Origin of the sequence: Microcystis sp. M049S2, from assembly GCF_020245625.1 — a bacterium.
Taxonomy (GTDB): Bacteria; Cyanobacteriota; Cyanobacteriia; order Cyanobacteriales; family Microcystaceae; genus Microcystis; species Microcystis ichthyoblabe_A.
This window is the reverse complement of record NZ_JADBUN010000028.1, coordinates 1-25,071: the sequence shown is the minus strand read 5'-3', so window position 1 is coordinate 25,071 and position 25,071 is coordinate 1. Positions and strand designations below refer to the sequence as shown.

Annotated in this window: 30 protein-coding genes and 1 pseudogene; 12 read left to right on the top strand and 19 right to left on the bottom strand. The window is 40.0% G+C overall.

What is annotated here, in order from left to right; translation table 11 throughout:
• Nucleotides 1-862, top strand: a pseudogene (locus IM496_RS02430) (IS630 family transposase); the annotation flags it as partial.
• A 32-nt stretch (nucleotides 863-894) separates the two neighbouring features.
• Here the strand turns inward: IM496_RS02430 and IM496_RS02425 are convergent.
• The 11 genes from IM496_RS02425 to pdxH form a co-directional block, all read right to left on the bottom strand.
• On the bottom strand, nucleotides 895-1,272 hold the full coding sequence (locus IM496_RS02425; protein ID WP_002739474.1) for a HEPN domain-containing protein: 378 nt from the start codon (nucleotides 1,270-1,272) through the stop codon (nucleotides 895-897).
• Nucleotides 1,269-1,595, bottom strand: a complete 327-nt coding sequence (locus IM496_RS02420) for a nucleotidyltransferase domain-containing protein (RefSeq protein WP_002740269.1) — start codon at nucleotides 1,593-1,595, stop codon at nucleotides 1,269-1,271. Before IM496_RS02420 ends, IM496_RS02425 begins: the two co-directional genes overlap by 4 nt.
• A 185-nt stretch (nucleotides 1,596-1,780) precedes the next feature.
• A complete protein-coding gene (locus IM496_RS02415) occupies nucleotides 1,781-2,002 on the bottom strand; it encodes a hypothetical protein (RefSeq protein ID WP_194014699.1) in 222 nt (73 codons plus the stop codon).
• 27 nt (nucleotides 2,003-2,029) lie between these two features.
• Nucleotides 2,030-2,524, bottom strand: coding sequence for a PIN domain-containing protein (locus tag IM496_RS02410; RefSeq protein ID WP_353737618.1), 495 nt, complete (start codon nucleotides 2,522-2,524; stop codon nucleotides 2,030-2,032).
• Entirely contained in the window at nucleotides 2,508-2,798 is a 291-nt protein-coding gene (locus tag IM496_RS02405) for a UPF0175 family protein (protein WP_287661139.1), read from the bottom strand. The genes IM496_RS02410 and IM496_RS02405 overlap by 17 nt, the downstream gene beginning before the upstream one ends.
• A gap of 82 nt (nucleotides 2,799-2,880) precedes the next feature.
• Complete coding sequence (locus IM496_RS02400) at nucleotides 2,881-3,150, bottom strand: type II toxin-antitoxin system RelE family toxin (RefSeq protein ID WP_002739840.1); 270 nt, start codon at nucleotides 3,148-3,150, stop codon at nucleotides 2,881-2,883.
• Entirely contained in the window at nucleotides 3,143-3,391 is a 249-nt protein-coding gene (locus IM496_RS02395; protein ID WP_002739617.1) for a type II toxin-antitoxin system Phd/YefM family antitoxin, read from the bottom strand. The genes IM496_RS02400 and IM496_RS02395 overlap by 8 nt, the downstream gene beginning before the upstream one ends.
• Before the next feature lie 799 nt (nucleotides 3,392-4,190).
• Nucleotides 4,191-6,713, bottom strand: coding sequence for a CHAT domain-containing protein (locus IM496_RS02390; RefSeq protein WP_287661138.1), 2,523 nt, complete (start codon nucleotides 6,711-6,713; stop codon nucleotides 4,191-4,193).
• 59 nt (nucleotides 6,714-6,772) lie between these two features.
• Nucleotides 6,773-7,495, bottom strand: a complete 723-nt coding sequence (locus IM496_RS02385) for a COP23 domain-containing protein (protein ID WP_287661137.1) — start codon at nucleotides 7,493-7,495, stop codon at nucleotides 6,773-6,775.
• A gap of 69 nt (nucleotides 7,496-7,564) precedes the next feature.
• The gene (locus IM496_RS02380; protein ID WP_190722501.1) at nucleotides 7,565-7,819 is read right to left on the bottom strand and encodes a trypco2 family protein; all 255 of its coding nucleotides are present in this window, start codon (nucleotides 7,817-7,819) and stop codon (nucleotides 7,565-7,567) included.
• Nucleotides 7,820-8,047: 228 nt separating this feature from the next.
• Nucleotides 8,048-8,692, bottom strand: coding sequence for a pyridoxamine 5'-phosphate oxidase (pdxH, locus tag IM496_RS02375; protein WP_130756486.1), 645 nt, complete (start codon nucleotides 8,690-8,692; stop codon nucleotides 8,048-8,050).
• 51 nt (nucleotides 8,693-8,743) lie between these two features.
• Between pdxH and IM496_RS02370 the strand changes: the two genes are divergently transcribed.
• On the top strand, nucleotides 8,744-9,514 hold the full coding sequence (locus IM496_RS02370; RefSeq protein WP_149974056.1) for a segregation/condensation protein A: 771 nt from the start codon (nucleotides 8,744-8,746) through the stop codon (nucleotides 9,512-9,514).
• A gap of 95 nt (nucleotides 9,515-9,609) precedes the next feature.
• Here IM496_RS02370 and tadA read toward each other — a convergent pair whose 3' ends face one another.
• The gene (gene tadA, locus IM496_RS02365) at nucleotides 9,610-10,104 is read right to left on the bottom strand and encodes a tRNA adenosine(34) deaminase TadA (RefSeq protein ID WP_123229874.1); all 495 of its coding nucleotides are present in this window, start codon (nucleotides 10,102-10,104) and stop codon (nucleotides 9,610-9,612) included.
• On the bottom strand, nucleotides 10,089-10,406 hold the full coding sequence (gene grxC / locus IM496_RS02360; RefSeq protein WP_002751734.1) for a glutaredoxin 3: 318 nt from the start codon (nucleotides 10,404-10,406) through the stop codon (nucleotides 10,089-10,091). Before grxC ends, tadA begins: the two co-directional genes overlap by 16 nt.
• A 200-nt stretch (nucleotides 10,407-10,606) precedes the next feature.
• Here grxC and IM496_RS02355 point away from each other — a divergent pair, with 200 nt between their 5' ends.
• The 4 genes from IM496_RS02355 (at nucleotide 10,607) to ccmS (ending at nucleotide 13,743) form a co-directional block, all read left to right on the top strand.
• Nucleotides 10,607-11,167, top strand: coding sequence for a 5-formyltetrahydrofolate cyclo-ligase (locus IM496_RS02355; protein ID WP_104398380.1), 561 nt, complete (start codon nucleotides 10,607-10,609; stop codon nucleotides 11,165-11,167).
• Nucleotides 11,168-11,530: 363 nt separating this feature from the next.
• Nucleotides 11,531-11,848, top strand: a complete 318-nt coding sequence (locus IM496_RS02350; RefSeq protein WP_002762345.1) for a slr1957 family protein — start codon at nucleotides 11,531-11,533, stop codon at nucleotides 11,846-11,848.
• Between the two features lie 251 nt (nucleotides 11,849-12,099).
• A complete protein-coding gene (locus IM496_RS02345; protein WP_194014667.1) occupies nucleotides 12,100-13,113 on the top strand; it encodes an aldo/keto reductase in 1,014 nt (337 codons plus the stop codon).
• A 189-nt stretch (nucleotides 13,114-13,302) separates the two neighbouring features.
• The gene (ccmS, locus tag IM496_RS02340) at nucleotides 13,303-13,743 is read left to right on the top strand and encodes a beta-carboxysome assembly chaperone CcmS (protein WP_194014707.1); all 441 of its coding nucleotides are present in this window, start codon (nucleotides 13,303-13,305) and stop codon (nucleotides 13,741-13,743) included.
• Here ccmS and nagA read toward each other — a convergent pair.
• Nucleotides 13,699-14,850 (bottom strand): N-acetylglucosamine-6-phosphate deacetylase, encoded by a 1,152-nt coding sequence (nagA, locus tag IM496_RS02335; RefSeq protein ID WP_287661135.1) that lies wholly within the window; start codon nucleotides 14,848-14,850, stop codon nucleotides 13,699-13,701. The two genes, ccmS and nagA, sit on opposite strands and share 45 nt — an antisense overlap.
• A 374-nt stretch (nucleotides 14,851-15,224) precedes the next feature.
• On the opposite strand from nagA, the gene IM496_RS02330 reads away from it, so the two are divergent.
• The 3 genes from IM496_RS02330 (at nucleotide 15,225) to IM496_RS02320 (ending at nucleotide 17,484) form a co-directional block, all read left to right on the top strand.
• Nucleotides 15,225-16,019 carry a metallophosphoesterase family protein gene (locus tag IM496_RS02330; protein WP_287661134.1) on the top strand — a complete coding sequence of 265 codons (795 nt, stop codon included), beginning with the start codon at nucleotides 15,225-15,227 and terminating at the stop codon, nucleotides 16,017-16,019.
• 79 nt (nucleotides 16,020-16,098) lie between these two features.
• Nucleotides 16,099-16,917 carry a SirB1 family protein gene (locus IM496_RS02325; protein WP_287661132.1) on the top strand — a complete coding sequence of 273 codons (819 nt, stop codon included), beginning with the start codon at nucleotides 16,099-16,101 and terminating at the stop codon, nucleotides 16,915-16,917.
• A gap of 102 nt (nucleotides 16,918-17,019) precedes the next feature.
• Nucleotides 17,020-17,484 (top strand): VOC family protein, encoded by a 465-nt coding sequence (locus tag IM496_RS02320; protein WP_194017794.1) that lies wholly within the window; start codon nucleotides 17,020-17,022, stop codon nucleotides 17,482-17,484.
• On the opposite strand, the gene IM496_RS02315 is transcribed toward IM496_RS02320, so the two are convergent.
• The 5 genes from IM496_RS02315 to IM496_RS02295 form a co-directional block, all read right to left on the bottom strand.
• The gene (locus IM496_RS02315) at nucleotides 17,481-18,248 is read right to left on the bottom strand and encodes a TspO-related membrane protein (protein ID WP_194017792.1); all 768 of its coding nucleotides are present in this window, start codon (nucleotides 18,246-18,248) and stop codon (nucleotides 17,481-17,483) included. The genes IM496_RS02320 and IM496_RS02315 overlap by 4 nt on opposite strands.
• 3 nt (nucleotides 18,249-18,251) lie before the next feature.
• Nucleotides 18,252-18,731 carry a 3-hydroxyacyl-ACP dehydratase FabZ gene (gene fabZ, locus IM496_RS02310; protein WP_194017790.1) on the bottom strand — a complete coding sequence of 160 codons (480 nt, stop codon included), beginning with the start codon at nucleotides 18,729-18,731 and terminating at the stop codon, nucleotides 18,252-18,254.
• Nucleotides 18,732-18,824: 93 nt separating this feature from the next.
• Nucleotides 18,825-19,964, bottom strand: a complete 1,140-nt coding sequence (locus IM496_RS02305; RefSeq protein ID WP_002778111.1) for a SpoIID/LytB domain-containing protein — start codon at nucleotides 19,962-19,964, stop codon at nucleotides 18,825-18,827.
• A 386-nt stretch (nucleotides 19,965-20,350) separates the two neighbouring features.
• The gene (locus IM496_RS02300) at nucleotides 20,351-21,004 is read right to left on the bottom strand and encodes a Coq4 family protein (RefSeq protein WP_194017788.1); all 654 of its coding nucleotides are present in this window, start codon (nucleotides 21,002-21,004) and stop codon (nucleotides 20,351-20,353) included.
• A 70-nt stretch (nucleotides 21,005-21,074) separates the two neighbouring features.
• The gene (locus IM496_RS02295) at nucleotides 21,075-21,365 is read right to left on the bottom strand and encodes a YiaA/YiaB family inner membrane protein (protein ID WP_008203804.1); all 291 of its coding nucleotides are present in this window, start codon (nucleotides 21,363-21,365) and stop codon (nucleotides 21,075-21,077) included.
• Nucleotides 21,366-21,524: 159 nt separating this feature from the next.
• Between IM496_RS02295 and IM496_RS02290 the strand changes: the two genes are divergently transcribed.
• From IM496_RS02290 to IM496_RS02280, 3 genes are all read left to right on the top strand, one after another.
• The gene (locus IM496_RS02290) at nucleotides 21,525-22,520 is read left to right on the top strand and encodes a hypothetical protein (RefSeq protein ID WP_287661129.1); all 996 of its coding nucleotides are present in this window, start codon (nucleotides 21,525-21,527) and stop codon (nucleotides 22,518-22,520) included.
• A 148-nt stretch (nucleotides 22,521-22,668) separates the two neighbouring features.
• The gene (locus IM496_RS02285) at nucleotides 22,669-24,012 is read left to right on the top strand and encodes a P-loop NTPase fold protein (RefSeq protein ID WP_287661127.1); all 1,344 of its coding nucleotides are present in this window, start codon (nucleotides 22,669-22,671) and stop codon (nucleotides 24,010-24,012) included.
• A 2-nt stretch (nucleotides 24,013-24,014) separates the two neighbouring features.
• On the top strand, nucleotides 24,015-25,071 hold a 1,057-nt coding region (locus IM496_RS02280), incomplete at its 3' end, for a tetratricopeptide repeat protein (RefSeq protein WP_287661125.1).

The following is a 25,071-nucleotide window of genomic DNA, read 5'->3' as shown; positions in this document are numbered from 1 at the left end:
TTTGACGTGGCTAAAAGCTTTATTCAGAAGTTATTGAAGCAACATAAAGAAACAGGAGATATCCGTCCTCGTCCACAAGGGGGAAGTCCGCCAACCAAGTTAAATAGTGAACAACTGATAATTTTAATAGAAATCATCGAATCTAACAATGATGCAACTCTCGAAGAATTATCGGACTTACTGTATAAAAAGACACAGGTGAAAGTCAGTAGAGCCACCCTGGGGCGGCTTACGCAAAAACTCAATTACAGTTTCAAAAAAAACACTACACGCGGCGGAAAAAGAAAGTGAAAGGGTGCAGCAAAAAAGAGTAGAATACTGGTTCTAAGTGCGAAAAATTGAGGTATCAAAACTAATTTTTATCGATAAATCGGGGGTAAATTTAGCCCTTTTGAGACTCTATACTAGAGCCTTAATTGGCCAAAGAGCTCGGGGAAGAAAACCACAAAAAAGAGGGAAAAATATTTCAATAATTAGTGCTATAAGCTTAGAAAAAGTTGTGGTATCAGTCAACATATACGGTGCAGTGGATGCGGTAACATTTGAAGGATTTATTCTGAAGGAAGTGCTGCCAAAAATTAAAGAAGGAGACTGTCTGCTCATGGATAACGCCAAGATTCATCTCGGAGAAATGGTCAGAGAAATAATTGAACAAGAAAAAGCTAGACTCATCTATTTACCTCCTTATTCTCCCGAATTCTCTCCTATTGAAAACTTTTGCTCAAAAGTCAAAGCGATATTAAGAAAACTGAAGGCGAGAACTTACAAAGACTTAATAGAAGGGATTGAATTAGCTATGTTAGAAGTTACTCAAAAAGATATTCGCAATTGGTTTACTCACTGTTGCTACTGTACCTCATGAGTCAGAGAATTGCTATATCTCTTTATACTAAACTAATGTGTATTAAGCCAGTGGCTTGCTTGTTCTACAAATACTGTGGCATATTCTAAGGCAATTTTTGTTTGTTCCCTAGTTATTTCAATAACTTGATCATAATCTCCTAATTGTCGTAAATCATAGGTAATTCTTAATGCTTTTGATAGTTCTAATGATAATTCACCTGTTTGAATAAAATGTTGAGAAAATTGCTGTCGTACCCCTCGATGACTGCGAGTATTGATATTTTTAACTATTAACAGAGCTTGGACTGTACAATAAATGGCATAATAGCAACGAGAAATACAAGCACGATAATAATTTTTTTCAAGTAATAGGGTGGCCGCTTCTAATTCTTCATTAGCTTGATTGATATAGGACGAAATTTGGTTCACAGGACAATCCCTTCTCGGCGAATATTGTCCATTAATGGGGTTTGTCGATGAACAAAGTCTTCATCGGCGATGGGAATCAAAGAAATGAAGGTATTATATTTAAGGTCTAGTTGAGTAGCGATGTCTGCCATCCGAATCACTTCATCTCCAGGGGAAATGGGCCCCTTTAATACGACCATAATATCAATATCTGAGTCCTCATTGGCGTTACCCCGCGCTTGTGAACCAAAAAGGATGAGTTTTACTAACCGTTTTCCATAAAACTTTGCTAATTCTTGGCGAAATTCTTGTAGTATAGGCATTAGGGTTTGTAATTGAGCCATGATTTTATTACTTAGAAATTATTTTTTGTAATAAATTGTATTGATGGATGTCACTTATTCACTATTTTATCGGATTTTTGCGATTGCGTAGGGAGTGTGGAAAGATGGGGAGAAATGCGATCGCCAATGAAATGTGGATGGGTCATTCATTCGACGGCTCATAGCGTTCTAAACTTTTAATAAAATCATCGTTTTTCTTCTCGCCATGCTGCTTCACGGATAGATTTAGGGGTAATATCCCTGTCTTCCCACAATCCTGCCAGGGCAAAGAATTCTTGCTCGTTATCAGATAATGTTGTTTGATCTTCGATGATTTCTACAGAGTCAACAAAATCTAAAGCAGTTAAAATTTTAGAGAGTGTTTCTGCTTTTTCTTGGTCACGAATGTGTACGATTAGTTGTTTCATGGTAGTTTATTTTGCATTGATTTGGTATTAATGATCATTGTCTAATTCTGTTTTTAGCCAATTAAGAATCGGAGAACTAATACGAATTCCATAATCAACTAACTGTTGTGATAAATCTAAAATTTCTTGTTTAGATAGATAACCTGCATAAAAACCAACCAAGAGAATTCCTAATGTTCCTTTGACGGTTAATTCCATAGCTTTGGCAACTCTTCTTGCTAATTTCTCATCTATAATTACCCAGTCTGGTTTGATTGAAATTGCCAAGAGAATAACTTCTAATTCTCCTCGATCTAATCCTAGTAATAGCGGTTCAAGAGGAGATGATGATGCAACTTCTTGAACTTGAATCCAATTGGCATTTTTGAGTTCTTTTGCCCCCGGTTTATCGTTTCTGGTGATGACAATTTCTTGATAAACTGCCCAAGGAATAATCACTTCATTAAATAGCTGATTAAGAAGATCTAATTGATTAATCAAAGATAAGGCGATGATCGGTGTAGAATTAACAATTATCTTTATTCTCTTTGATTTTTTTGGCTAATTTACGGCTGGTTTGTATTTCTGATTCCCATTCTTCTGCTGTGTAATCAATAATGGAAAAACCATACTCAGAGAGAAGTGTATAAAATGTATATTTATCGCATCCTAATACTTGTGCGCCGATTCCTGCTGAAATTTTTCCTTCTTGATAAAGATGCCCTAATGTATAAATTATGACTTTACGAGAGAATGTTTCTTTTTCTTCTCTGGCGGCAATGAGAAGTTCTTCGGGAAATGTTACATTAATGCTCATGAGTGTTTAAAGATAATTTGTTTTTCTTGATTTTAGCAGGAATAATATCGCTAATTAATTGATGGTTGATAATTAAGATTCTCTATATTGTTCTCTTTAGTTGTTTATAAATTTCATCATCGTTTCGTTTGTCAATCAGCAAGATTTCTAGTGTTTGCTCCTCAACACGATAAACGATTCGATATTCACCAATATCGGCTCTATGATAAGAGTATCCTTTTAACTTTAGAGAATCTTGGGGATAGGGATTTGTTCTCAGTTCGGTTATTTTTGTGGCTACTTGTTTGGCGTGTTTATCTGGCAGTTTTTTTAAGCGTTTAGTTGCCTGTCGAGATAGGTTAATCTTAAGCATTTAAAATTTCTGACAGTAAAGCCTCACTTTCTGTTGTTCCGATAAAACCTTCTTGATGAGCTTTTTCTGCCTGTAAAGCCAAAAGTTGATTTTCTAACTCGGAAAATCTCTCAAATTCCTCGATTGACAGCACGACTGCAACATTACGTCCCTTTTTTGCTATCTTTACTGGTTCTCTTCGAGCCAAGTCTAACAGTTCGCCAAAGCGATTTTTTGCTTCTGAGGCTCCTAATGTTTTCATAACTAACCTTTATAGAAACTAGCCATTATGACCATTTTAGCTATTATAGCAATTATTGACAGGGCAATCACCGCCACCAGCGACTAACATCCCTAATACTTTGATACACTTCTCTTAAAGCGACCTCCCCCCCAAAATGAAGGATTAAAGGCGCTAAGTTGGGAACCGTTTTGAGGAATTTAGGACGAGTGAGAGTACCCAAAGCCTGAAGGACATCTTGCCAGAAAGATAAGTCAACATTAGCAGGGGTTAATGTGGCTGTTAATGCTTTTAATGCCTCTGCACGCAGGTATTCAGACCCAATCGTTCTGGCAATTTCTAAGGGTTTCGGGTAACACTTCCGTTGACATACTCCGCGCCGTGAACGGACGTGGATTCTTCTATCATCACTGATTGGAATTTCTGGCTCAACGAGTTCGCTTAAATCAGACCCCTTGCGGTATCTAACCCAGAGGCGAGTCTCTCCTCAGACTTTCGCTCCATTACAGAAGCCTGTTCTCGTATGCCCTACGATACAGTTCAAAACCTCTAAAATAATTGGTTTCTCTGGTACTTGATGCTTAGAGCTTTTACCCATAAAAGCAATCCTTTATGGAACCCTATAACTCTAGTTTTCAAGGTGCGCCTATCGATTAGATAGCTAGGTTTTTAGAGCGGTTGAATACCTTATCCGCTATGGTCTAGAATTATACATCATAAGAGGAATTATTTCCGCCACCGACTAACATCCTTAATACTTTGATACACTTCTCTTAAGGCAACCTCCCACCCAAAGGAAGGATTAAAGGGACTAAATTGATTAATCTAAAGCATTAGTTGGTTTTTCTGCTTCTCCAAATAAAACGAAAGCAGACCATAAGCCAGGATTTTCATGTTTTTTCATAGTGTTTAACATTGCTTGCCGTAATGCTTTGGCTTTGTCTGGATCATTTTGAAGATTTTTATGAAAATTGATCATTAACTCGTCAGATGGTGAGTCAGGAATTTTCCACAAAGAGACTACAATACTAGGCACTCCTTTTTTCATAAATTCATTAATGAAACTAGAATTACCCAATCCAGCTAAACCTGTTTCACAAGCACTTAAAACGACTAATTTTGCCTTGAAAGTGGTAGGACTAAAAACTAAGTCCAAAAAACCATCTTCTAAATTATAGAAGTCGCAATCCATGGGGACATCTTCTACACAGGAAGGGCGAGTAGGAGTTAACGCTAATACTGAGACTCCCCTAGAAGTATAAAATCCATGAGTGGCAATATGAATAATGTCGGCATTCTGCATTTTTTTAAGGACAACTTCTCCTGTCGCATCTTTTCCAATTAAAGGTTCTGTTTGATAAATCTTGGCAATTTCCCTAGCTTCATTTTCTGTTCCTTTTAACTGCCCAAGTTTTTGAGGTTTAATATTACGAATTTCACTGCTGCTTTCATCAATGGCAGGTAATTTAATGGTCGGCATGATAGGATTGCCTACGATAACAGCATCTTGCTGACTATTTGATACTTTTGAATAAGCCTCATTATGAAGCATTTTTAAAATTTTTATTGAAGGCGCATAATAGATAGTATGTTTTTCGATCAAGTATTTCCCTTGAGTATCTCTTAAGGCAGCAAAGGGAACTTTCAATAATTGACTATCTGGAATAAATACCACATGATCATCAGGATTTATTGGCAATATATCTGCTATTGGTTCAATTAATACTTGATTTAATTTTTGTAAACATTCAATAGATTTTTGACAATATTTATTTGACAAAGAAGTAATAATTTGGGGTATGTCTGTTCTTCCATTTTCTTGATTAATTAGTCCATAATTAACTTGAATTAAATCTTTTAGAGAGGGAATGTTGTCAATTTGAGATTGACCAAATTGTGATTGTTCTTGGTTCTGACACCCAACAGTATTTAAAACTAAAATTACTCCCCAAAAAAGAATCGCTAATTTTTTATTTTGAGATTTGGCAAAAATCAGTAAAACAAATATTGTAACTATAAAATTAAAAATGAATAAATTGAGAAAATTCCGCTCAATAGATAAAACTGACGATAGGTTATCTTGGTTAAATGCTATTTTCGCTGTCTTGTTAGATAAATTTACCTGGCGAAAATAAACATTGCTATCAGGAGTAACTACCCAGATTAAAAGTTTATCATCTTCATGTAATGAGTATTCGACAATGGTTATATTTTTGACTTTTGCTATCTTTTTAAAGTCATCAATAGTCATTCTGGGTTCATTTTTTAACTGTTCTTGTCTTTGTTCTTCTGAAAGAGCGAAATCACCCCAATTACGGAGCAGATTGAGAGAACGTCCCAAATCAGATATTTCTAGTGCTTTTTCATATTTCTTTTGCTTGATTAAAACATTTTCATAATCCTTAAGACGAGATAAAGACTCAAAAGGAAGATTTTCAAATGATTGATCAAATTTGCTTTCAGCTTCATGAAGACGACCGATTCCAGCTAACATTGCCCCTTCTTTGGCTAATGATGAATCTGAATCATATCTAAATGTTCTCATGAGATATTTCGCATATTTATCCTTCATAAAGTTAAAGTCATTTAAAGCGGACTTATAATCATCAACAGAATTAGTATGACTAGCCAACATCAAATTGAGATCATTAATTACTGCAACTAATTCCCCAATGGTTAAAGTATGGATTCCCCCATATAAGTAGCCAGTTTCTTTTAGTGAGTTTAATTGAGTCTTAAGCCCATTTTTTAATCCTTGAATTAATTCTCTATTTTTTTGAATTCCTGACTTTTTTTCTTTAAGTTTATATAAAGATTTCGTCATTATTATCTCTTTTTCTGGATAGCCCATTATAATATTATTTGGTTCTTCTGCTAATGGATCATTTTTGAATTGTGCAGCATATTCTTTGTTAAATACTTTAAAGTAATCGCCACAATATTTTACAATTTCTTTATCTCTTGTTATCAAATCCGCAAGCCTAATATTATAATCACATAATCGTTCGTTGGCTTCTTGAATTAAATCACTTATCATTCGTTTGCCTTGATAATGCTGAGGGTCTGGATAACTATCCTTGGAATATTTTTTATACACAGATAATTTATACTCTGCGCGTTTAATTCCTTCTTCAATAAGCTTAATAGTCTCAGGATTATTTGTGTCAATAGTTGAGCCTGTCATGTCGCCAGTTTTTGCAGCCGCAAAATAAGGTAATGGTTTCTTCACAATCGCTTGCATTTCCTTTGTCGTCTGTGCCAACGTCAAAGAACATCCAAATGGCAATGATATAGCGATACAAATAGAAACAAAGACAAGGCTTGTCAATTTATGGAGTTTCATAATTTCCCACAGAAAATTTTCAAATATATTTGAATGAGTAATAAAATTCAGAATTATTTTTACCAAGCAGGTTTTTCCAAACTTTTTTCGGTATTCTTTTTAGATTTTGGTGAAGGAATAATTGAAGAAATATCATAAAAAACTCGTTTTCCTTCCGCAAAAGTCTTAGGCGGTGTTTCTCCCCTTAAAACAGGAGGCTCTTGACTAGGTAATTTGTGGCGATTTAATAGCTCTTTTAGAACATCATCAGGGTTATCTTTCGATTCTAAAGTAATTAATAAATCCTTCTCATGGCAAACTGAATTTTCTGATTTAACAGCACAGATTACAGGCACTTCCTTATTGGGAACCCAGGTTTCTAATGTGGCAACTAAATATTTTAAGCCATCACGATTATAAATTCTTTGGAATCGCCGAGAAACTTCCTCACACCTTTTTAGCGGTGGCCAATTATCACCAAAATGATTATTATCTAGCTTCCAAAGAATAATTGGAATCGATTCATCACCGGTTGCAATTGTTGCAGGAAAACTTTTCCCATTGTATTCACTTTCTCCACAGGAAAACGTAACTTTTGACGGTTGAGACTCCGAGGGAACTTGACGAGGAGAAACGTTTGTTTTCTGGGGTTCTGCTTTGGGAGAAGGATCAGGCGATGGCTTAAGTACAGATATTAGTTCAGTCACCGCAACAATAACTGGTGCAGCCGCAGTCAGAATACCCGCAGCCACAGTCAGAATAGCCACAACACTAGCACCAACATTATTTTTGTTATCGCTCATTAATTGATTACCTCTTTAGAAAAGATTCTTTTGGGGTGATCACCTCTTTTATTGTATATCTCTTATCCACTATTGGCAAAAATTTAAAGGAATTTTAATTCTATGGGTTATCGTATCTTTATTGGTGACACCCCCACCCATTTCTACTACCCAAAATTTCAGCCCACCTTTGCCTTCTTTCGACTGCTCAACCACAAATTGAACCTCTAATTCAATTTCACCCACTTCAAAGCGAATCTGCTCACCCTCAGAGGCTAAAATAGATTTACTCAGTTCAACCCGCAATGCTTCTAAGGTTTCTCGAAGTCCAACATTCATATTAATTCTCTAGTTATTTTTGAAAGATGCAAACCAAAACCCTTTCAATTCTATCGTTTTTCTGAAACTTTAGGGCTGAGGGATTGCCTTTCTCCAATTGATATAATGGCCCAACCCGATCGCTAAGGTAAGCGCGGGTTGGGAAAAGAAATCGACCTAATATTATCTCAAGACTAAAATGACAAATTGAATTAGCATCGAGCTATTTTGCCAATACAAGGTGTCAAGATCAAACTAAGGAGCTAAACGTTGCCTTTGCCAACTGCCATCTTCTTGACGATAATAACAGAGACGATCATGGAGACGACTGGGGCGACCTTGCCAGAACTCGATTAAACTAGGAATTAGGCGAAATCCGCCCCAATGAGGAGGACGGGGAACTTCACGACCCGCATATTCTTCTTTTAGTTCTGCTAGGCGTTTTTCGAGGATATACCGCCCGGAAATCACTTCACTTTGATTGGAGGCCCAGGCCCCTAAACGAGATTCCCAGGGACGGACAAAAAAGTAATTATCCGATTCCTCCTCGCTGATTTTTTCTACAGTTCCCTCAATCCTAATTTGCCGTTGCAATTCTCCCCACCAAAACACTAGGGCCGCATTGGGATTGGCGATTAATTCCTGTCCTTTGGCGCTTTGGTAGTTGGTAAAGAGAACAAAACCGCGAGGATCGAAGTCTTTTAACAGTACCATGCGGGCCCGGGGTTTACCCTCCGGGGAAATAGTGGCTAAAGTCATAGCGTTGGGTTCCAATCTTCCCGAAGATACCGCCCGTTCTAGCCATTGTTTAAATACAATGAAAGGATCGGCAGATGTTTCTGACTCTAGCAATTCTTCGAGATTGTAGTCCAAGCGCAGGTCAGCGATCGATATGTCCATGGTTTTGCTTGCTAAATTCTATCCTTTGAGATCCTACAAGATTCTACAATCATGACTATCACCTCGGCCAGTGATGCGATCGCCTCTCTTTTAGAAATGGCGGAACAGGGAGAAATTGACCCCTGGGATGTGCAGGTTATTGATGTGATCGATCGCTTTTTGGCGGAATTGGGGTTATTAAATGATCTAGATTTAGCCATGGCCCAAGCTAATTTACCCCAATCGGGACAGGCTTTTTTATGGGCTTCCATGTTAGTTTTATTTAAGGCTGATACCCTAGAAAGATTGTCTTTGGAACAGCAAGAAGAAAGTCTGATTGATGAGGAAATTAGCGATTTAGAACGGGAATTAAGAACTTTACCCCGTTATCTAGAAAATCATATTCGCCGTCGTACTGCTGCCCCACCACCGCGAAAAAGACGGGTAACTTTGCAGGAGTTAATCACTCAATTACAACAGATTGCCCTAGAGATTGAAGCTTTACCGAAACTGCCTGTAGTTGTCCCGAAACCCCGGCCCCAATCCCGACGGGAAGCGGTACAAATTATCACGGAATTAGCCCACCAAGAAAACCTGACGGAATTGGCAGCGGAACTGGACTTTTTTTTGCAGAGAAAGTTTTTTCAATTAGAGAAAAATGAGATAGAGTTTGAGTATTTATTAGATTTATGGCAAGCGGAAAAACCCTCTAGTCACTCGGCAACACAGGAAAAGGTGGCGATTTTTTGGGCTTTACTTTTACTGGCTTCTCAATCAAAAGTGGAGTTAAAACAGGAGGATTTTTATCAGGATTTAACTATTGCTTTAATTAGGGTTTGCTGAAAAAGTTTTTTCTAGAGGCAGGGTGTGCGGTGTCGGGTGTGGGGTTTTAAGCTAAGAGGCATTACAGCTTATTGACTCCTATCTCCCTGACTTCTTTAAACATTTCTTTTTTTCTCAAACCATGTTTGTAATAATTCCCCCGATTCCTTGGCTAAAATTCCCGCAATTACCGGTAAACGATGGTTAGAAAAAGGACTATCAATAAAATTAGCCACAGTGCGGATAACTCCTGTTTTGGGATCGTCAGCACCGTACACTAATAATCCTAGCCTAGCCTGAATAATTGCCCCAGCACACATGGGACAGGGTTCGAGGGTGACGTAGAGGGTACAATCATTTAAGTGCCAATTGCCTAAAACCTGACTAGCGGCACGAATCGCCAGAATTTCAGCGTGAGCGGTGGGATCATGGTGTTTTTCCTTGCAATTAGCCCCTTGAGCGATTAAATGTCCCTGTTTATCCACGATAACCGCTCCCACCGGCACATCACCCCGATCCCCCGCAGTTGCCGCTAAATTTAAAGCTAACTGCATCCATTGCCGATGTTTCTCATAGGCTTTTTCATCAATAGACTTTAGATAGTCCCACATTTAGCCAGTAAATTATCTAATTTTTTCTGACCATCCAAAGCATACAAATCATCACAACCACCGATATGTTCATTATTAATAAAAATCTGTGGTACACTGCGTTTACCGTTGGACCGTTCGGCCATGGCTTGACGAGCGCTTTCATCCCCATCGATCTTGTATTCGGTGTATTTTACCCCTTTCCAACCCAGCAACCATTTGGCCCGAATACAGTAGGGACAAGTTGCCCAGGTGTAAATTTCGACATTGGCCTTGATATTCTCGTTATAACGCCCAAAAAGCGAGTTAAATAGATTTAGCATCGTTCTTACTAAGTAGTTAGGTGTTAAAAACTGTCAGATGCCCCCCTTATCAAGGGGGGATTAAGGGGGGATCGACACCCCCCTTATCAAGGGGGGATTAAGGGGGGATCGACACCCCCCTTATTAAGGGGGGATTAAGGGGGGATCCATCTTCAATTTAATTATAACCAGCTACTTACTCTCCTATTTATCTTTATTTTATGGATTCTGCTACCAAAAAAGCCCAATTACGCAAACAACTAATTGCCCAAAGACGATCGCTTCCTAAGCATATTTGGCAAGAAAATAGTCAGCAACTTTGCAAAAATTTACAATCTTTACCCCTCTTTCAACACGCTAAAACCATTCTCGCTTACTTCAGTTATCGTCAAGAGCCGGATTTAAGTTCCTTATTTTCCCAACACCATCGCTGGGGTTTTCCCCGTTGTGACGGAGATAGCCTGACTTGGCACTGTTGGACTGCCGATGATCCCCTAGAATTAAATCGTTATGGCATCTATGAACCAACAGCGATCGCACCTCTCATTTTACCTGCCGAAGTGGACTTACTGTTAATTCCCGCCGTCGCTTGCGATCGCCAAGGTTATCGCTTAGGTTACGGGGGAGGTTATTTTGATCGTCTCCTACATTCCCCCGAATGGCAAGCTATCCCCTCGATCGGGATTGTCTTTGACTTTGCCTATCTCGATACCCTTCCCCTCGATACTTGGGACCAAAAATTACAGGCAATCTGTACCGAATCAAGAACCGAAATTTTTTAAGTAGGTAGGCATTAAAAACTTTCAGATCCCCCCGCCTATCGGCACCCCCCCTTATCAAGGGGGGCAGGGGGGATCGAACCTCAAACCCATTTTTAATTTAATTATAACCAGCTACTTAACAATTATTTCCCTTTGTGTGATCGGTTTAACTTATATGGGAGCGATCGATCTTTGTGTCCTTTGTGTCTTTGTGGTTCGTTCTGGTCGTTCGCTGGCACTGTATCTTAGAATACATTTTACCCACCGACTACTCATATATTAAGTTTTATTGAATCCGATCGACCCTTAAGATAGCTTTGCTAGGATGAAATTCACATCAGGAGATGTTTATAGTAATCACTGGAAAAAGTTAACAGGGAAGCAATGAAACACTTTCACGAACCATGGATTCAAGAATGGTGTCAAGAAAACGGCTGGACAGAGCTATTTCTCGAACGCTACAGTAATTATTGGGCATTCCCTCCCAATGCCGTGATGCCAGAACCAATTCCCACCAAAGTGTTACAAAACATTAAGCGCCAAAAAGGTCTATCCCCTGCCGAAAAACTTTGGTTAGGAGTGGCGATCGGATTGACTCTGACAGCTTTAATTCTCTGTATCACCCTCGCTTGTCCCATGCCTATAGTTCTCGCTTTCGCTTTTGATGCTGTCACCGCAGCGCGATTGGAAGTGGAATATTAACCGGGCAAAAATTGGGCAGCAAAAACCTAAACAGGGGGAGATTTTTGTGAAGGTCTTCCCCTTTGCCGCGTTTTTCTGGACAGGGACGATCGATCTGTCTTGAATCAGTAATCGGTGATCAGTGGTCAGTAGGAGAATAGAATATTAAGTGAGCAGTATTCAATGGCAGTTTTCTGCTGTCTTTTCACTGATTACTGTTTACTGTTTACTGGACGGCTACGCCGTGCCTTTGGCAACACTGAAAAGTCCCCATGTCCGAATCTCGTCGCTTACAGTTTACCCCCGATCTGGAAATTTGCCGTATTTTGAACGGAATGTGGCAGGTTTCAGGCGCCCATGGTTCGATCGCACCGCAAAAAGCGATCTCTAGTATGTTCTCCTATCTAGATGCCGGTTTCACCACTTGGGATCTGGCCGATCATTACGGTCCAGCCGAAGATTTTATCGGTGAATTTCGTCGTCAATTAGTCGCTCAAAGGGGCATTGATGCCTTAAATAATCTGCAAGCTTTCACTAAATGGGTTCCCCGTCCGGGTAAAATGACTAAGGAAATAGTCGCAAAAAATATCGCTATTTCCCTGCGTCGCATGGATGTGGACAGTCTCGATTTATTGCAGTTTCACTGGTGGGATTATCGCGATAAAAATTATCTAGATGCCTTATATTTTTTAGGAGAATTACAACAGGAAGGCAAAATTAAACACCTGGCTTTGACTAATTTCGACACGGAACATTTAAAAATTATTCTCAGCGCCGGGATTAAAATAGTCTCCAATCAAGTCCAGTTTTCCCTGATTGATCGCCGTCCCCTCGTCAAAATGGCGCAATTTTGCCAAGAACATAACATCTATCTCCTCGCCTATGGTACTCTAGCAGGAGGCTTATTAGGGGCAAAATATCTCGGTCATCCCGAACCCAATGCCATGAGTCTCAATACCGCTAGTTTACGGAAATATAAAAACATGATCAATGCTTGGGGAAACTGGCAATTATTCCAAGAATTATTAACTGTTCTTAAAGCGATCGCTGATTCCTATCATGTCACCATTCCTAATGTGGCAGTGCGTTACGTTCTCGAACAAAAAGCCGTAGCCGGGGCAATTATCGGGGCGCGTTTGGGTGTTGCTGAACATATCCAAGAAAATGCCCGTATTTTCGATTTTCAATTATCTCCCCAAGACTATCAAAAAATTGATCATGTCTTGCAAAAATCCCGGGATTTATTGCAGTTAATCGGTGATTGCGGTGATGAATACCGTCGTTAAGTAGGTAGGTGTTAAAAATTGTCAGCTTTCCCCCCTTATTAAGGGGGATCCCCCCGCCTATCGGCACCCCCCTTATCAAGGGGGGCAGGGGGGATCGGCACACCCCTTATCAAGGACTGATAACTGATAACTGATAACTGATGACTGATAACTGATGACTGATGACTGATAACTGAAAAGAGGCTAATGATGAGATTTGAACAACCAATCCCCGATGATCCCGCTAATCAATGGCGCTATCAATTAGATCAATTTGTGCAAGAAAATCAACGGGAATTAGCCAGTTTAATGTGGGGTTTACTCTCGGAATGGGGAGAAGATGCTCAAGAAACCTTGGGCATCGATCTTAAACCCCAGCCCCATTTTGTCTGTTGTTCTAGGGAGGCTCTAGAGAAATTAAATCGCAAGGTTAATTGCAAAATTCAAGAGATGCTTGGGATTATCTATCGCTATAATCCCAGGGAAGAAGTGGCTATAGTTGCTATCGGTGATGGTCAGGTAAAATTGATTTATTTTCAACCCGATCTTTCCCCTCCTGAATGTTTTGATCGCCTCGAAGTCGATCTCGATACCCTCATTCAACAGTTAGAGGCCAAAATGCTGGCGGAAATCCAATCTTTCCCAATTTGATGCCGATTGCCAGCGCAAAAAGTTTGCAGGTTGTCCCACCGATAAACCCGCTAATCCGATCGCTTTTCTGGGGGATTCTGTCGCTAGAAGAATCGCCGTTTCTAAATCACATATTCCCCAGTTAACTAAATTGGCTACTCCTTGTAATAAGGGTAAGGTCGTTCCCGCTAAAGTACCGTCAAAAAGTCTTGCTGTTCCCTGTTTAACTTCAATTTCTCTCTCGTCCCAGGGATAGACACCATCCCCTAAACCAATCGGCGCTAAAGCATCACTAACTAAGAAAATTCCTCGATGATAATTACTGGCTTTTAGTAATAATTCTATCATGGTTGGATGGATGTGTTGACCATCGGCAATTAACCCACAATACACATCGCAATTGATAATTGCTTCCCCTAATAAACCCGGTTGACGATGATGTAAAGGAGGCATGGCATTGAAGGCATGAGTAACCATTTTTGCCCCCTGGAAAAAGGCTTCTTTTGCTATTTCTTGACTCGCTTGCGAATGTCCTAAACTGACGGTAATCCCTCGATCGCTTAAGTATTTAATCACCGTACCGCTACTATCTAATTCTGGGGCTAGGGTGATAATTTTTACAATCGATAAGTAGTCTCCAAAGATTTTATCTACTGTTTCTATACTTGGGATTAAAAGATATTGTCCCGGATGCGCCCCCCTTTTTTCATAGTTTAAAAATGGTCCCTCTAAATGTACTCCTAAAACCTGCGCGCTCGCTCGATTTTCCTGTTGCTGTTTCTCGATATATTTGGCAATTACTGAGAGGGATTTTTGAAATTTCTCCACAGACGTGGTGACTAGGGTGGGAAGATAACCATCAATTCCTTGATTCCCAAGATAATCGCTAATCTTATCTAACTTTTCTAGATCTGTTATTTCTAAGTCAGGAAATGCTAATCCTAATCCTCCGTTGATCTGTAAATCTACTCCTCCTAAGGATAGCCAATCTCCTTCCATATCGATAATCTTTTCCCCTTTTTTCCTTCCCCCCATCTCCGTGATTCTCTCGATCTTTCCCGCAGCATTTATCTCTATTTGTTGTCGATCCTGATGGGCGGGAATTCTAGCGTTAATTAGGGTTATCATAGCAGCAGAAAACTAATTTTTTTTTATTATAATCTCAAAAAAAAACTTTTTTTTTGATAGTGCTTGACAAAGGAGCATTTTTTTGAGATACTTTTTTATATAATGGGAATCTTTGCGTATAAGCACAGATGCTTACATCCAATTGTATAAAAACTGATCGTAAAAAAATAATACCATAACCCGCCCGCTCTCTGTCCAGAGATTGCAAAAATACTTTACAAAACAATTACTGCCTTTCTGCCGGAGTTCTTGGGAGAAAGTGACTGTCAGAGGAAAAGCTTTGTCCTATAATAAAATTAAGACCTTATAAAAACTACCTTTTTAGCAATAAAAGAGTAGCAATTTTAGTCTTGTCAGCGATTAGAGAGGGGTGTATGTTTTTTAGAAAAATAGGGAAACAAACTCAAGAACCGCGTCGTATTATTATCGGAGATGTGCATGGTAATTTTCAGGCACTTTTGCGACTATTAAACCGAGTTGATCCCGATAGTGAGGATGAGGTTTATTTTCTGGGGGATTTAATCGATCGAGGAGAGCAGAGCTTGGAAGTGGTGGATTTTGTCATCAAAAATAACTACCAATGTCTCCTAGGAAATCATGAATATATGCTCTTAAAAGCTCTGGCAGGAAAAGAAGTTTCTGAAAGATGGTTAAACGGTTGGATCGAGAGTGGCGGGGCGGCGACACTACTAAGTTATAATAACAATATACCCGCCGATCATATCAATTGGTTCCAATCCCTACCCGCTTATTTAGACCTAGGAGATATTTGGTTAGTTCACGCGGGAGTACACCCAGAATATCCCCTTGAACAGCAAACAAACGAGCAGTTTTGTTGGATTAGAAACGAATTTCATACCATGACCCAACCCTATTTCAAGGATAAACTAATTATCACAGGTCATACTTTAACCTTTACCTTTCCCGATGTCAAACCGGGGCAACTAGCTCGCGGCAGCGGTTGGCTAGACATTGAAACTGGGGTTTATCATCCCCAAAGTGGTTGGTTAACTGCTTTAGATTGGACAAATCAATTAGTTTATCAAGTGCAGGATCAATCTAAAAATTGTCGCACGATCCCTTTAGAAAAAGCAGTGGTTAATCTAGACCTTGACAAGATTTCTCGTTACTCCTCCGGAGAAAGCTCATCTAAATCGCTGAATCTTTAATGCTGATTCAGAAAAGAGAAGCGATAAAACCAGAAGGATCGGTTAAAATAGTTGATAATCTGATTAATACCCTTTTCTAATGACCCTTGAACTCTTATACCAAGCTTTCATCGAAACAATTCAACATCCTGACTCCGAGATAAATCTAGCTCGGGCAGCTCTACAAATAGCCAATTTTGAATATCCCCGTCTCAAGATTGATCACTATTTAAATAGGATAAACTTAATGGCTGACGAGGTAAAAAAACGCCTACCCGATAGATTATATCCTTTAAAAATAGTCAAGGTTATCAATCAATATTTGTTTGAAGATTTACAGTTTACCGGTAATACCCAAGAATACTATGACCCCCGCAATAGCTACTTAAATGACGTAATTGATCGCCGCACGGGTATTCCGCTCACTCTCTCGATTATCTATTTAGAGATTGCCAAACAGATCGATTTTCCTATGGTAGGAATTGGTATGCCTGGGCATTTTATTATCCGTCCCGATTTCGAGGAAGTAGAAATTTTTGTCGATCCCTTTCACGGTGGTGAAATCCTATTTAAACAGGACTGTCAAGAAAGATTAAGTCAAGTTTATCAACAGCCAGTTAAATTAGAAGAACATTTTCTCAATATTGCTACCAATCAGCAAATTTTGTTACGTTTGTTGACTAATTTAAAATATATTTACCTGAATCGTCAACAATGGTCTCAGACAATTCGGACAATAGATCTACTACTTTTGCTCATTCCTAATCATCCCCTAGAGCTGCGCGATCGAGGTTTAGTTTACTATCAAATTGGACAACTCAGCCAAGCGCAACAGGATTTAGGCTTCTATCTCGCTCTCCTACCCAACGCTCAAGATGCAGAATCCATTCGACAATTATTGCAAAAAATTAACTCTTAAGTCGCCCGTCGTCAGGAGATTATTTTTATTTGTTCTCCCCACACCCCACACCCCACACCCCACACCCCACCAACAAACTTTTTGCCGCAAACCCTAACTAAAATGACTATTAGCCCTTTCGTAACTGCGAAAAAACTCAAAATCGGTCAACTGCGAAAAGTCCATCATATCGCTTTCAACGTCAAAGATATGGATGCCTCTCGTCATTTTTATGGGGAAATATTAGGATTAGAGGAATTAGTGGGGGAAAAAATTCCCAGTACCTTAAAAGAATTAGTTGCCCAGGGAAAAGTGGCCAATTTTATCACCCCCGATGGTACAGTAATTGACCTATTTTGGGAACCAGATTTAAACCCTCCCGACGACAATCCCGAAATCGCTTTTACCCGTGCCAACCATTTAGCCTTCGATATTGCCCCGGAATGCTTCGATTTTGCCCTAGAAGTGCTACAAAGTCAGGGAATTACTATTGCTAGTGGACCCGTAACCCGGCCGACTGGGAGAGGGGTTTACTTCTACGATCCCGATGGCTTTATCGTCGAAATTCGCTGTAATCCGGCATCTTAACGACTCAGAGGGCGAAAATTGCCACGAAAAACCAGAAAAGTTAGGGTAATCGCTAATATAATCGCTGTTATTGCAATTAGAGGCAGAGAAATCTGTTTAACAGCGATCGCCAAGAAGGCCCAGATAAACACCCCGATAAAAGCCCGATCTTTTCTTTTTAAACCGACTAAAATCGCGATTATCGCCCCGATAACCAGGATTATTACCGTCCATATCTGGTCAGTTAGACCCCATCGCTGCCAGTCGCTCCAATCTAGCAGCGAAGCGACGTTGACAATCGTGGCTACGGTAATCCAAGCGAAATAAATACTAATAGGAGCATTAACTAATAAACCCTGTTTACGATTGACAATCAAGCGATTAATTTCTAAGCGAAGATAAAGCCGGATGAGAGGAATTAAAATGCCTAGCATTGCCAGTAAAGACAGGGTAAAAAAACGCAATTGAAAGAGAATTACCCAGAGAATCTGACAAGCACTAGCGATGGCTAATTCGTAGCCTAACCGACGCAAACGCGGTTCAGTTTTATTGAAAGCCAAAGCTTGGTAAATTCCCAGACTAATTAAACCCAGATAAATTAATCCCCAGATCGCAAAAGCATAATTAGCGGGAACAATTAAGACATCTTGAAAAACTGTATTCGAGATAGCCCCGATATTTTCGCCCTTGAGAGGAAAAATATTAGCGAAAATATTGGTAATAAAAGCCCCTAGAATAGCAAATAAATTTAGTTCTTGTCGGAGACGATCTCGATCAAAATTCATAGGTCAATCAAAGACGGAAAACATCATTTCGCCCTGGGCGGCCAATTGCCCATCGACTCTTGCTTCCCCTTGCATTTTAGCAATTTTATTCATCTTGAAGGATAATAATTCCACCGTCATGATTAGTTGATCCCCCGGCACCACAGGACGACGAAAACGGGTTTTATCAATGCCAGCGAAGGCAAAAAATTTCCCTTTCATCCCGGGTAATTGGGTCAAAATCACCCCCCCCACTTGGGCCATGGATTCAACAATTAACACCCCCGGCATCAAGGGACGACTGGGAATATGACCGGGGAAAAAAGGCTCGTTGATCGTGACATTTTTTAAGCCAACGGCTTTTTTACTGGGTACATAGTCAATAATCCGATCAACTAGGGCAAAGGGATAACGATGGGGCAGTAGTTGGCGAATTTCCTCAACGGTAAAGGTAGTTTTTATGACTGGTTCCAACTCGGTTAAGGCTTCGGTAACGATGGTCATGCAAGTCAAAAATTACAAGTGAGATTAGACATTATCTCACAATCAGTTATCAGTTATCAGTGATCAGTTTACTGGAAACGGCTGACAGCCTTTTTAATTGGGCATTTCAGTCAAACGAGCATTTTGATAATAATGGCCGAGAATCCGGTCATAAGTCACTCCTTGGTCAGCGAGGGAAAAAGCGCCCCATTGACTTAAACCGATCCCATGACCGAAACCGCGACCATTAATGGCAAAAGTACCGTTATTAGCTGAAATCGTGAATAGGGTACTACGCAGCTCGAGGAATCGCCGTAATTGGGTATCAGAGATTAATTTAGAGCCTTGATCGCCCACTATACGCATTCTAATCACTCGTCCGTGGGGAGTGGTTCTTTCGGGAGATAGCGATCGCACACGACCAACACCACCAATTAAACGGCCTAATTCCCCGGCGCTAAAGTTTTTTGACCATTGGAATACCGGGGCGACTTGGTCGTAATCGACGACACCGCGCAGGTAGGGTAAGGGGGAATTCCAAACATCCTCGACATTTTCCGTATGGCCCCCGGAGGAGGAGTGAAACACCGCTAGAATCGGTTTGCCGTTGAAACTCATAATTTGTCCGGCGGTGGCATTAACCGCCTCGTGGGTGCTAGTAAACTCGCTTTCTAGACCCTTATAAACTTGGGTGCGGGTGGTAGTATCTAGATCGTAGATGCGATTACCAGAAGTATTCATTTGGTAGAGGGCATAGGTACGCGCCGCCACAGATTGGGCTTTTAAGGCCTCTTGCGGCCAGGAGGGAATCGCCTCCGCACCGACGACACTATAGAGATATTCCTCTAAATCGACTAAATTTAGGGCTGTCACCCCAGAACCTTGCCGAATGATCCTTGTGCGTCCTCGATACCAGCGATCATTAATCCAGACGTAACCATCATTCTCCGGTTCGATGATCAATTGACTGGCCTGCCAATCGGCCAAACCCACCGCTTTTCCTCTGGGATTAGCATTGAGGGCATTCATGGCGGTTAATTCTCCTAGGACTCTCCCGGCCCCATCTTTCACCACAGCATCGGTGGAACTACCCACGGAGACGGCGCTAACACCTTTACTGATGGCAATGCGTAATTCGACAGCAGCTTGGACTGGAGCGATAATCAAAGCCCAAAAAACTAGGATGAGCCAGCTATGAGCAGGCAGGCGCTGCAGGTAACTACCCAGCAGCCTTGCTGTGTGTTTATTGGTCATGGGGGTCGGACTCCTCACACAATCGATCGATAATCAATTTTACCCGGACTGGGATTTTTTGGCTACTCCAGTCCAGAAAAATTTTTCCCCTGTCACTTTTTCCCGATAGTCTGAGAATTTTTCTGTCCTCTGACCCCTGAATGGGCAAATTGCCTTATTTTGTCCGATTAATCGGGATTTATTCGGTTTAGTCGATTATTCTAAGTAGGGAGGCGTTAAAAATTATCATATGCCCCCCTTATCAAGGGGGGATTAAGGGGGGATTAAGGGTAGGGTTGATTCATGAATCAACCCTACTATGAATAAACCCTAGGATTAAGGGGGGATCAAAGACAAAATCCATCCTCAATTTAATTATAACCACTTACTTAAGTAGTCCAGCAAAATTAATTTCCTAGGTTCGAGTGGACAATCGCCAATTCTTGCCGCCAAACTAGCAGGGGTTTCTCCCAAGCTAGTTCCCATTTTTGCGCTAAAAAAGGTCGAGTATTTTTGCCCAAATTATAGGCGATGACAATCTCTTCCCAGAGAGAATGTAAGGAAAGTGGCGAAGAAAATAAAGCTCCCAATAATCCCCCTAAAATTATGACAATAGCTAGAGGGCGACGAGTTTGACTTAATTCAAAAGCTTTCAGTTGCAATTCTCCCATGCCATCGACACCAAAACCCGTGACTATATGCCAGATATCGTGAGTTTGCCGTAGGCGAAGCAGCAGATAATCTGTATCAGAATTGACCTGAATAGACCGATAAAAATTAGGATCAAAATTGAGACTAATTAGGTGAGTAGCATAATGATAACCTAGGGAATCTTCTGGGAGTTTTAGCAGGGTTTCTAAACAGGGACTAGCGGCTAGATATCTTTGGGCAATCATTTGGGCGGTAGCTCGATCGCTTTTAACATATTGTAAAGATAATCGCTGTAACCAACTCTCTTTTAAGCCATCTTCAATATCATATACAGACATCGTATTACCGGGATTTTGTAAAAGAGAAATTATTCCTTTGGTCACACTGATTAGATTAGTTGTGAATAGCATATAAACTCTCCTAAGCAAGTAAAAAGAGTGAGAATAATCGAAAAACCTGATAACCAATAACTGGGAAAAACTACTCCTTATAGGGATCGTACTGACTCAATATCCGTTCTAACTTTGCTTCATCAATGCGATTAATTAAGCGTTTAGATTCTTCGATATCGCGGACAGTTTTTGATAAATTAATGGTGGAACCGACGGTAAATAGTAAACCCATGCCTAAATAACCTTTAATCCACGCATCTACTGGTAGATAAATAACCCCTAAAGAAGTGGCGGAAATAGAGACAATAAAAGATAACCAAGTTTGAAAAATCCACGCTTGAGTATGACTGGGAGCAGTACCGTATTTTTTATCGTTCATAATCGTCTCCTAAATGTTTCTACACCCATTCTGTCTCTTCTAGAGGTGCAACAACAATGAGCGCTATCTAGTAGGGGGAGGGTTGAGAACTGGGGTGAAGTGGGGTGAAGTGGGGTGAAGTATCAAGTATAATCGTTGTCAGAATCTAGGACCGAAAAGATGGAGAGCAAACACCTGAAAATTTGGTATTCTTGGGAAAAACAAGAACAAATGATCGAGCGCTTGGTGAGGAGAGTGGGATTAACCCGGGTGCGTGCCACTTGTTTTCTGCGTCTTTGGATTTATGCGATCGCCAAGGAGGGACAGGCAAAACCCCCTTTATCCCAGTTAATTTTTCCCACCACTGCCATTATATGTACCCATCGGCAAGCATCGGATTTATTTTATCAGGATCAGGACCAGGGCAGCGAACGCTCGGCGGGTATGATGTTAGATAAATTAGCAGCCCTTGGTTTAATTGAAAAAATTTTTGACGGCAACACAACCAGAATTAAAATCAAGCCAATTACGGGGATTTTAGAGCCTGATAGCTCGGAATCATCTGTGGAATTGCAATTAGATCAATTTAATCCCCGTTGTGATGCGATTCCTGTGGCTAACTTGCTGACACGCAATTATAACTGGATGAATCGCAATGCTGAGGCAATTCCCCATCGCATTTCTCGTCTGTTGCGGGGTTGGTCAAAAGATTACACCACAGGTATGCGAGTTTTGCGTCGGGTAGATAATCTTAATCCCGTCGGTTTTTATCTGCTCTATCCCACCGCAAACGAGTCGGAAGCGAATTTTTTTACCTCTCCTAACAAGAGTTTACATCTAAGTGCGATCAACGAACAGGATCCTTTTAAAATGGCATCCGTGGGAGATGAAAATTGTCTTTCGGTATTTATTCGCAGTTGGATGATTGATGCTAATTATTTAGAAAAATATCGTTTAATCTTCCTGCAAGATGCCCAAAAAACTCTCCAGAGAATGACCTTAGATTTTCCTAATCTCTGCGATTTACATACTTTGATTATTCATCCCGATTATGAAAAATTAGCCGCCGCCTTGGGATTTCAAAAAACTATTCAGGAATCCCCAAACTCTATTTATTGGATGTATTTAGGACTCGATCGCTTTTTATCCCTAGATATGAGTGCAATTCAATTTTAATCGGGAGTGGGGAGTAGGGGGAAAAAATCCATAACTGGGTTTTTGAAGTTCGATCGAGAGTTAGTCGTAATATTAAAAGCGGATTTGGTATAACATCTTGTCAATAAGTATTGTTATAATAATGACATCAATCAAGCTATAGTCGCCTATGTCTGAACAATTGATCGCTAATCTTGCTAATGCCTTTAAACCAGTTCCTTTACCTGCCGATAGTCCCTTTTATGTGGATCTAAAAGCAGTGAGAGCGGATGCTGATGTTTGTCAAGATTTAGGCAGAAAAATTATTCGTGCGCTGCCAACAGACTACACCCATCAACTCTACACAGGACATCGAGGAGGGGGGAAATCCACGGAATTATTGCGGCTGAAAAAATATCTAGAGCAAAAAAATTGTTTTGTTGTTTATTTTGCCGCAGATGAAGACGATATCGATCCAGAAGATGCTCAATATACAGATATTCTCATTGCCTGTACGCGCCATTTATTAGAACAACTAAAACAGGCTAATTCAACCCCCTTAAAAAACTGGATAAAATCCCGTTGGCAGGATTTAATTGATTTAGCTTTAACAGAGATTAAAGTGGAAGATGTCAAATTAGAAACGGGAGACTTGATTAAATATTTTGGTAAATTGTCTGCGGCGATTCGGGCAATTCCCAGTCAAAGACAAGAAATAAGAAATAAAATCAATCCTCATACTGTTACCCTGTTAACAGCACTAAATGAGTTTATTGATAATAGCAAAACTGTCTTAGATGATTCAACAAAATTAGTGGTAATTGTTGATAACTTAGATCGCATCGTACCGATATATCGGCGAGATCATAAAACTAATCATGATGAGATTTTTTTAGATAGAGCTAATCAATTAAAGGGGTTAAATTGTCATTTGATTTATACTATACCTATTTCAATGGCCTATTCTAATCGGGCCAATGATCTAAGGGATATTTATGATAATGACCCGATGGTTTTACCGATGATTATGATCCGCAATCTTGATCGTACTATTAATCCTGATGGTATGGCAAAAATTAAGGCTATTATTGAGAAAAGAACGCAGCAATTTTTACCGAAGAAAAAGCTAGAAACAGATATTTTTGAAAGTCAAGAAGTTCTGGAGCGATTATGTTTAATGACTGGAGGTCATGTACGAAACCTAATTTTATTAATGCAAACCGCTTTAGATCATGTGGATGCTTTACCTATTACCGCAAAAGCTGCTCAAAGAGCAATAACTCAAGCTAGAGATGTCTATCAGAGAACAGTAGAACACGAGCAGTGGAAAATTCTAGCTAAGGTATATCGTACCAACGAAATTCAAAATGATGAAGCTCATCGTAAATTATTATTCAATCGTTGTATTTTACAATATGCTTATTTTGATGCAGATGCAGAGTTAAAAAGTTGGTATGATGTGCATCCTTTAATTACCAAAATTAAGGAGTTTAAAGACGCAATCCTCAGCCAACCCACACTGGGAGGATTATAATAATGACAAACCAAAAAGTAAAACCCTTAACTAACTCTCAGGAATCGGATTTTGAAGGATTGCGAGAAGAGCAACCCCTAACAGCAGCAGAATCCTATCAAGCATTACTGCGATCGCTGAGACGAAAAAATGGCTTTAATTTACTCTTTGTTCGCTGTTCTCCCGTGCAAGCTGATGAGATTATTCGGAGAGTCAGTCAAGATTTACCTAATAAAAATATTCAAGTCCTGCAACTTGATTCAGAAACCGATAATTTGTATGAGAAAATTGTCGATCTACCAAATTATACCAATCTAAACATTCTTTTTGTGCGCGGTTTAGAAAATGCACTACTGCGCTACGAAGAAGCGGAAAGTGAAGGCTATTTCTTGTCGAGTCAAAGTCCGGTTTATGGGGGAACCTGGGCCGGAGTTCCTAAGATTTTAGGCTATTTAAACCTATCCCGTGAGCGATTTGAGCGGCAATTTCCCTTTACTTTAGTATTCTTATTGCCGGAATTTGCCTTGCGGTATTTTATTCGTCGTGCGTCGGATTTTTTTGATTGGTATTCGGGAGTTTATGAATTTCCGACCGATAAGGACATATTGGAAAGAGAAATTAGAAGACTGGTTTATTTAGACGGCGATCTCGATACCTATCAGCAATTTACTCCCCAACAACGACAGGAAAAGTTAGCCGAAATTAAGGCCTATTTAAGCGATTCCCCATCTCTCGATCCTGTTCAAACATCTGAATTGTGGCATAAAAAAGGCTTAATTCATCAAATGGGAAAAGAATACGAACAAGCGATCGCCTCTTACGACAAAGCTTTAGAAATTAAACCCGATGACCATGATGCTTGGAACTACCGAGGGGTTGCGTTAGATGATTTAGGCAGATTTGCAGAAGCGATCGCATCTTACGACAAAGCTTTAGAAATTAAACCCGATGACCATGAAGCTTGGAACTACCGAGGGGTTGCGTTAGGTAATTTAGGCAGATGGGCAGAAGCGATCGCATCTTACGATCGAGCTTTAGAAATTAAACCCGATTATCATGAAGCTTGGTACAACCGAGGGA

Bases quoted from the DNA above. Each gene is read 5' to 3' on its own strand.
- pdxH (WP_130756486.1), bottom strand. From the start codon at position 8,692: ATGGACATATCGATCGCTGACCTGCGCTTGGACTACAATCTCGAAGAA.
- IM496_RS02405 (WP_287661139.1), bottom strand. From the start codon at position 2,798: ATGAGCATTAATGTAACATTTCCCGAAGAACTTCTCATTGCCGCCAGA.
- IM496_RS02320 (WP_194017794.1), top strand. From the start codon at position 17,020: ATGACTATTAGCCCTTTCGTAACTGCGAAAAAACTCAAAATCGGTCAA.
- IM496_RS02325 (WP_287661132.1), top strand. From the start codon at position 16,099: ATGACCCTTGAACTCTTATACCAAGCTTTCATCGAAACAATTCAACAT.
- IM496_RS02420 (WP_002740269.1), bottom strand. From the start codon at position 1,595: ATGGCTCAATTACAAACCCTAATGCCTATACTACAAGAATTTCGCCAA.
- IM496_RS02300 (WP_194017788.1), bottom strand. From the start codon at position 21,004: ATGCTATTCACAACTAATCTAATCAGTGTGACCAAAGGAATAATTTCT.
- IM496_RS02345 (WP_194014667.1), top strand. From the start codon at position 12,100: ATGTCCGAATCTCGTCGCTTACAGTTTACCCCCGATCTGGAAATTTGC.
- IM496_RS02385 (WP_287661137.1), bottom strand. From the start codon at position 7,495: ATGAGCGATAACAAAAATAATGTTGGTGCTAGTGTTGTGGCTATTCTG.
- grxC (WP_002751734.1), bottom strand. From the start codon at position 10,406: ATGCTAAATCTATTTAACTCGCTTTTTGGGCGTTATAACGAGAATATC.
- ccmS (WP_194014707.1), top strand. From the start codon at position 13,303: ATGAGATTTGAACAACCAATCCCCGATGATCCCGCTAATCAATGGCGC.
- IM496_RS02395 (WP_002739617.1), bottom strand. From the start codon at position 3,391: ATGAAAACATTAGGAGCCTCAGAAGCAAAAAATCGCTTTGGCGAACTG.
- IM496_RS02330 (WP_287661134.1), top strand. From the start codon at position 15,225: ATGTTTTTTAGAAAAATAGGGAAACAAACTCAAGAACCGCGTCGTATT.
- IM496_RS02315 (WP_194017792.1), bottom strand. From the start codon at position 18,248: ATGAATTTTGATCGAGATCGTCTCCGACAAGAACTAAATTTATTTGCT.
- IM496_RS02390 (WP_287661138.1), bottom strand. From the start codon at position 6,713: ATGAAACTCCATAAATTGACAAGCCTTGTCTTTGTTTCTATTTGTATC.
- IM496_RS02290 (WP_287661129.1), top strand. From the start codon at position 21,525: ATGGAGAGCAAACACCTGAAAATTTGGTATTCTTGGGAAAAACAAGAA.
- IM496_RS02415 (WP_194014699.1), bottom strand. From the start codon at position 2,002: ATGAAACAACTAATCGTACACATTCGTGACCAAGAAAAAGCAGAAACA.
- IM496_RS02285 (WP_287661127.1), top strand. From the start codon at position 22,669: ATGTCTGAACAATTGATCGCTAATCTTGCTAATGCCTTTAAACCAGTT.
- IM496_RS02355 (WP_104398380.1), top strand. From the start codon at position 10,607: ATGGATTCTGCTACCAAAAAAGCCCAATTACGCAAACAACTAATTGCC.
- IM496_RS02350 (WP_002762345.1), top strand. From the start codon at position 11,531: ATGAAACACTTTCACGAACCATGGATTCAAGAATGGTGTCAAGAAAAC.
- tadA (WP_123229874.1), bottom strand. From the start codon at position 10,104: ATGTGGGACTATCTAAAGTCTATTGATGAAAAAGCCTATGAGAAACAT.
- IM496_RS02400 (WP_002739840.1), bottom strand. From the start codon at position 3,150: ATGCTTAAGATTAACCTATCTCGACAGGCAACTAAACGCTTAAAAAAA.
- IM496_RS02295 (WP_008203804.1), bottom strand. From the start codon at position 21,365: ATGAACGATAAAAAATACGGTACTGCTCCCAGTCATACTCAAGCGTGG.
- nagA (WP_287661135.1), bottom strand. From the start codon at position 14,850: ATGATAACCCTAATTAACGCTAGAATTCCCGCCCATCAGGATCGACAA.
- IM496_RS02305 (WP_002778111.1), bottom strand. From the start codon at position 19,964: ATGACCAATAAACACACAGCAAGGCTGCTGGGTAGTTACCTGCAGCGC.
- IM496_RS02370 (WP_149974056.1), top strand. From the start codon at position 8,744: ATGACTATCACCTCGGCCAGTGATGCGATCGCCTCTCTTTTAGAAATG.
- fabZ (WP_194017790.1), bottom strand. From the start codon at position 18,731: ATGACCATCGTTACCGAAGCCTTAACCGAGTTGGAACCAGTCATAAAA.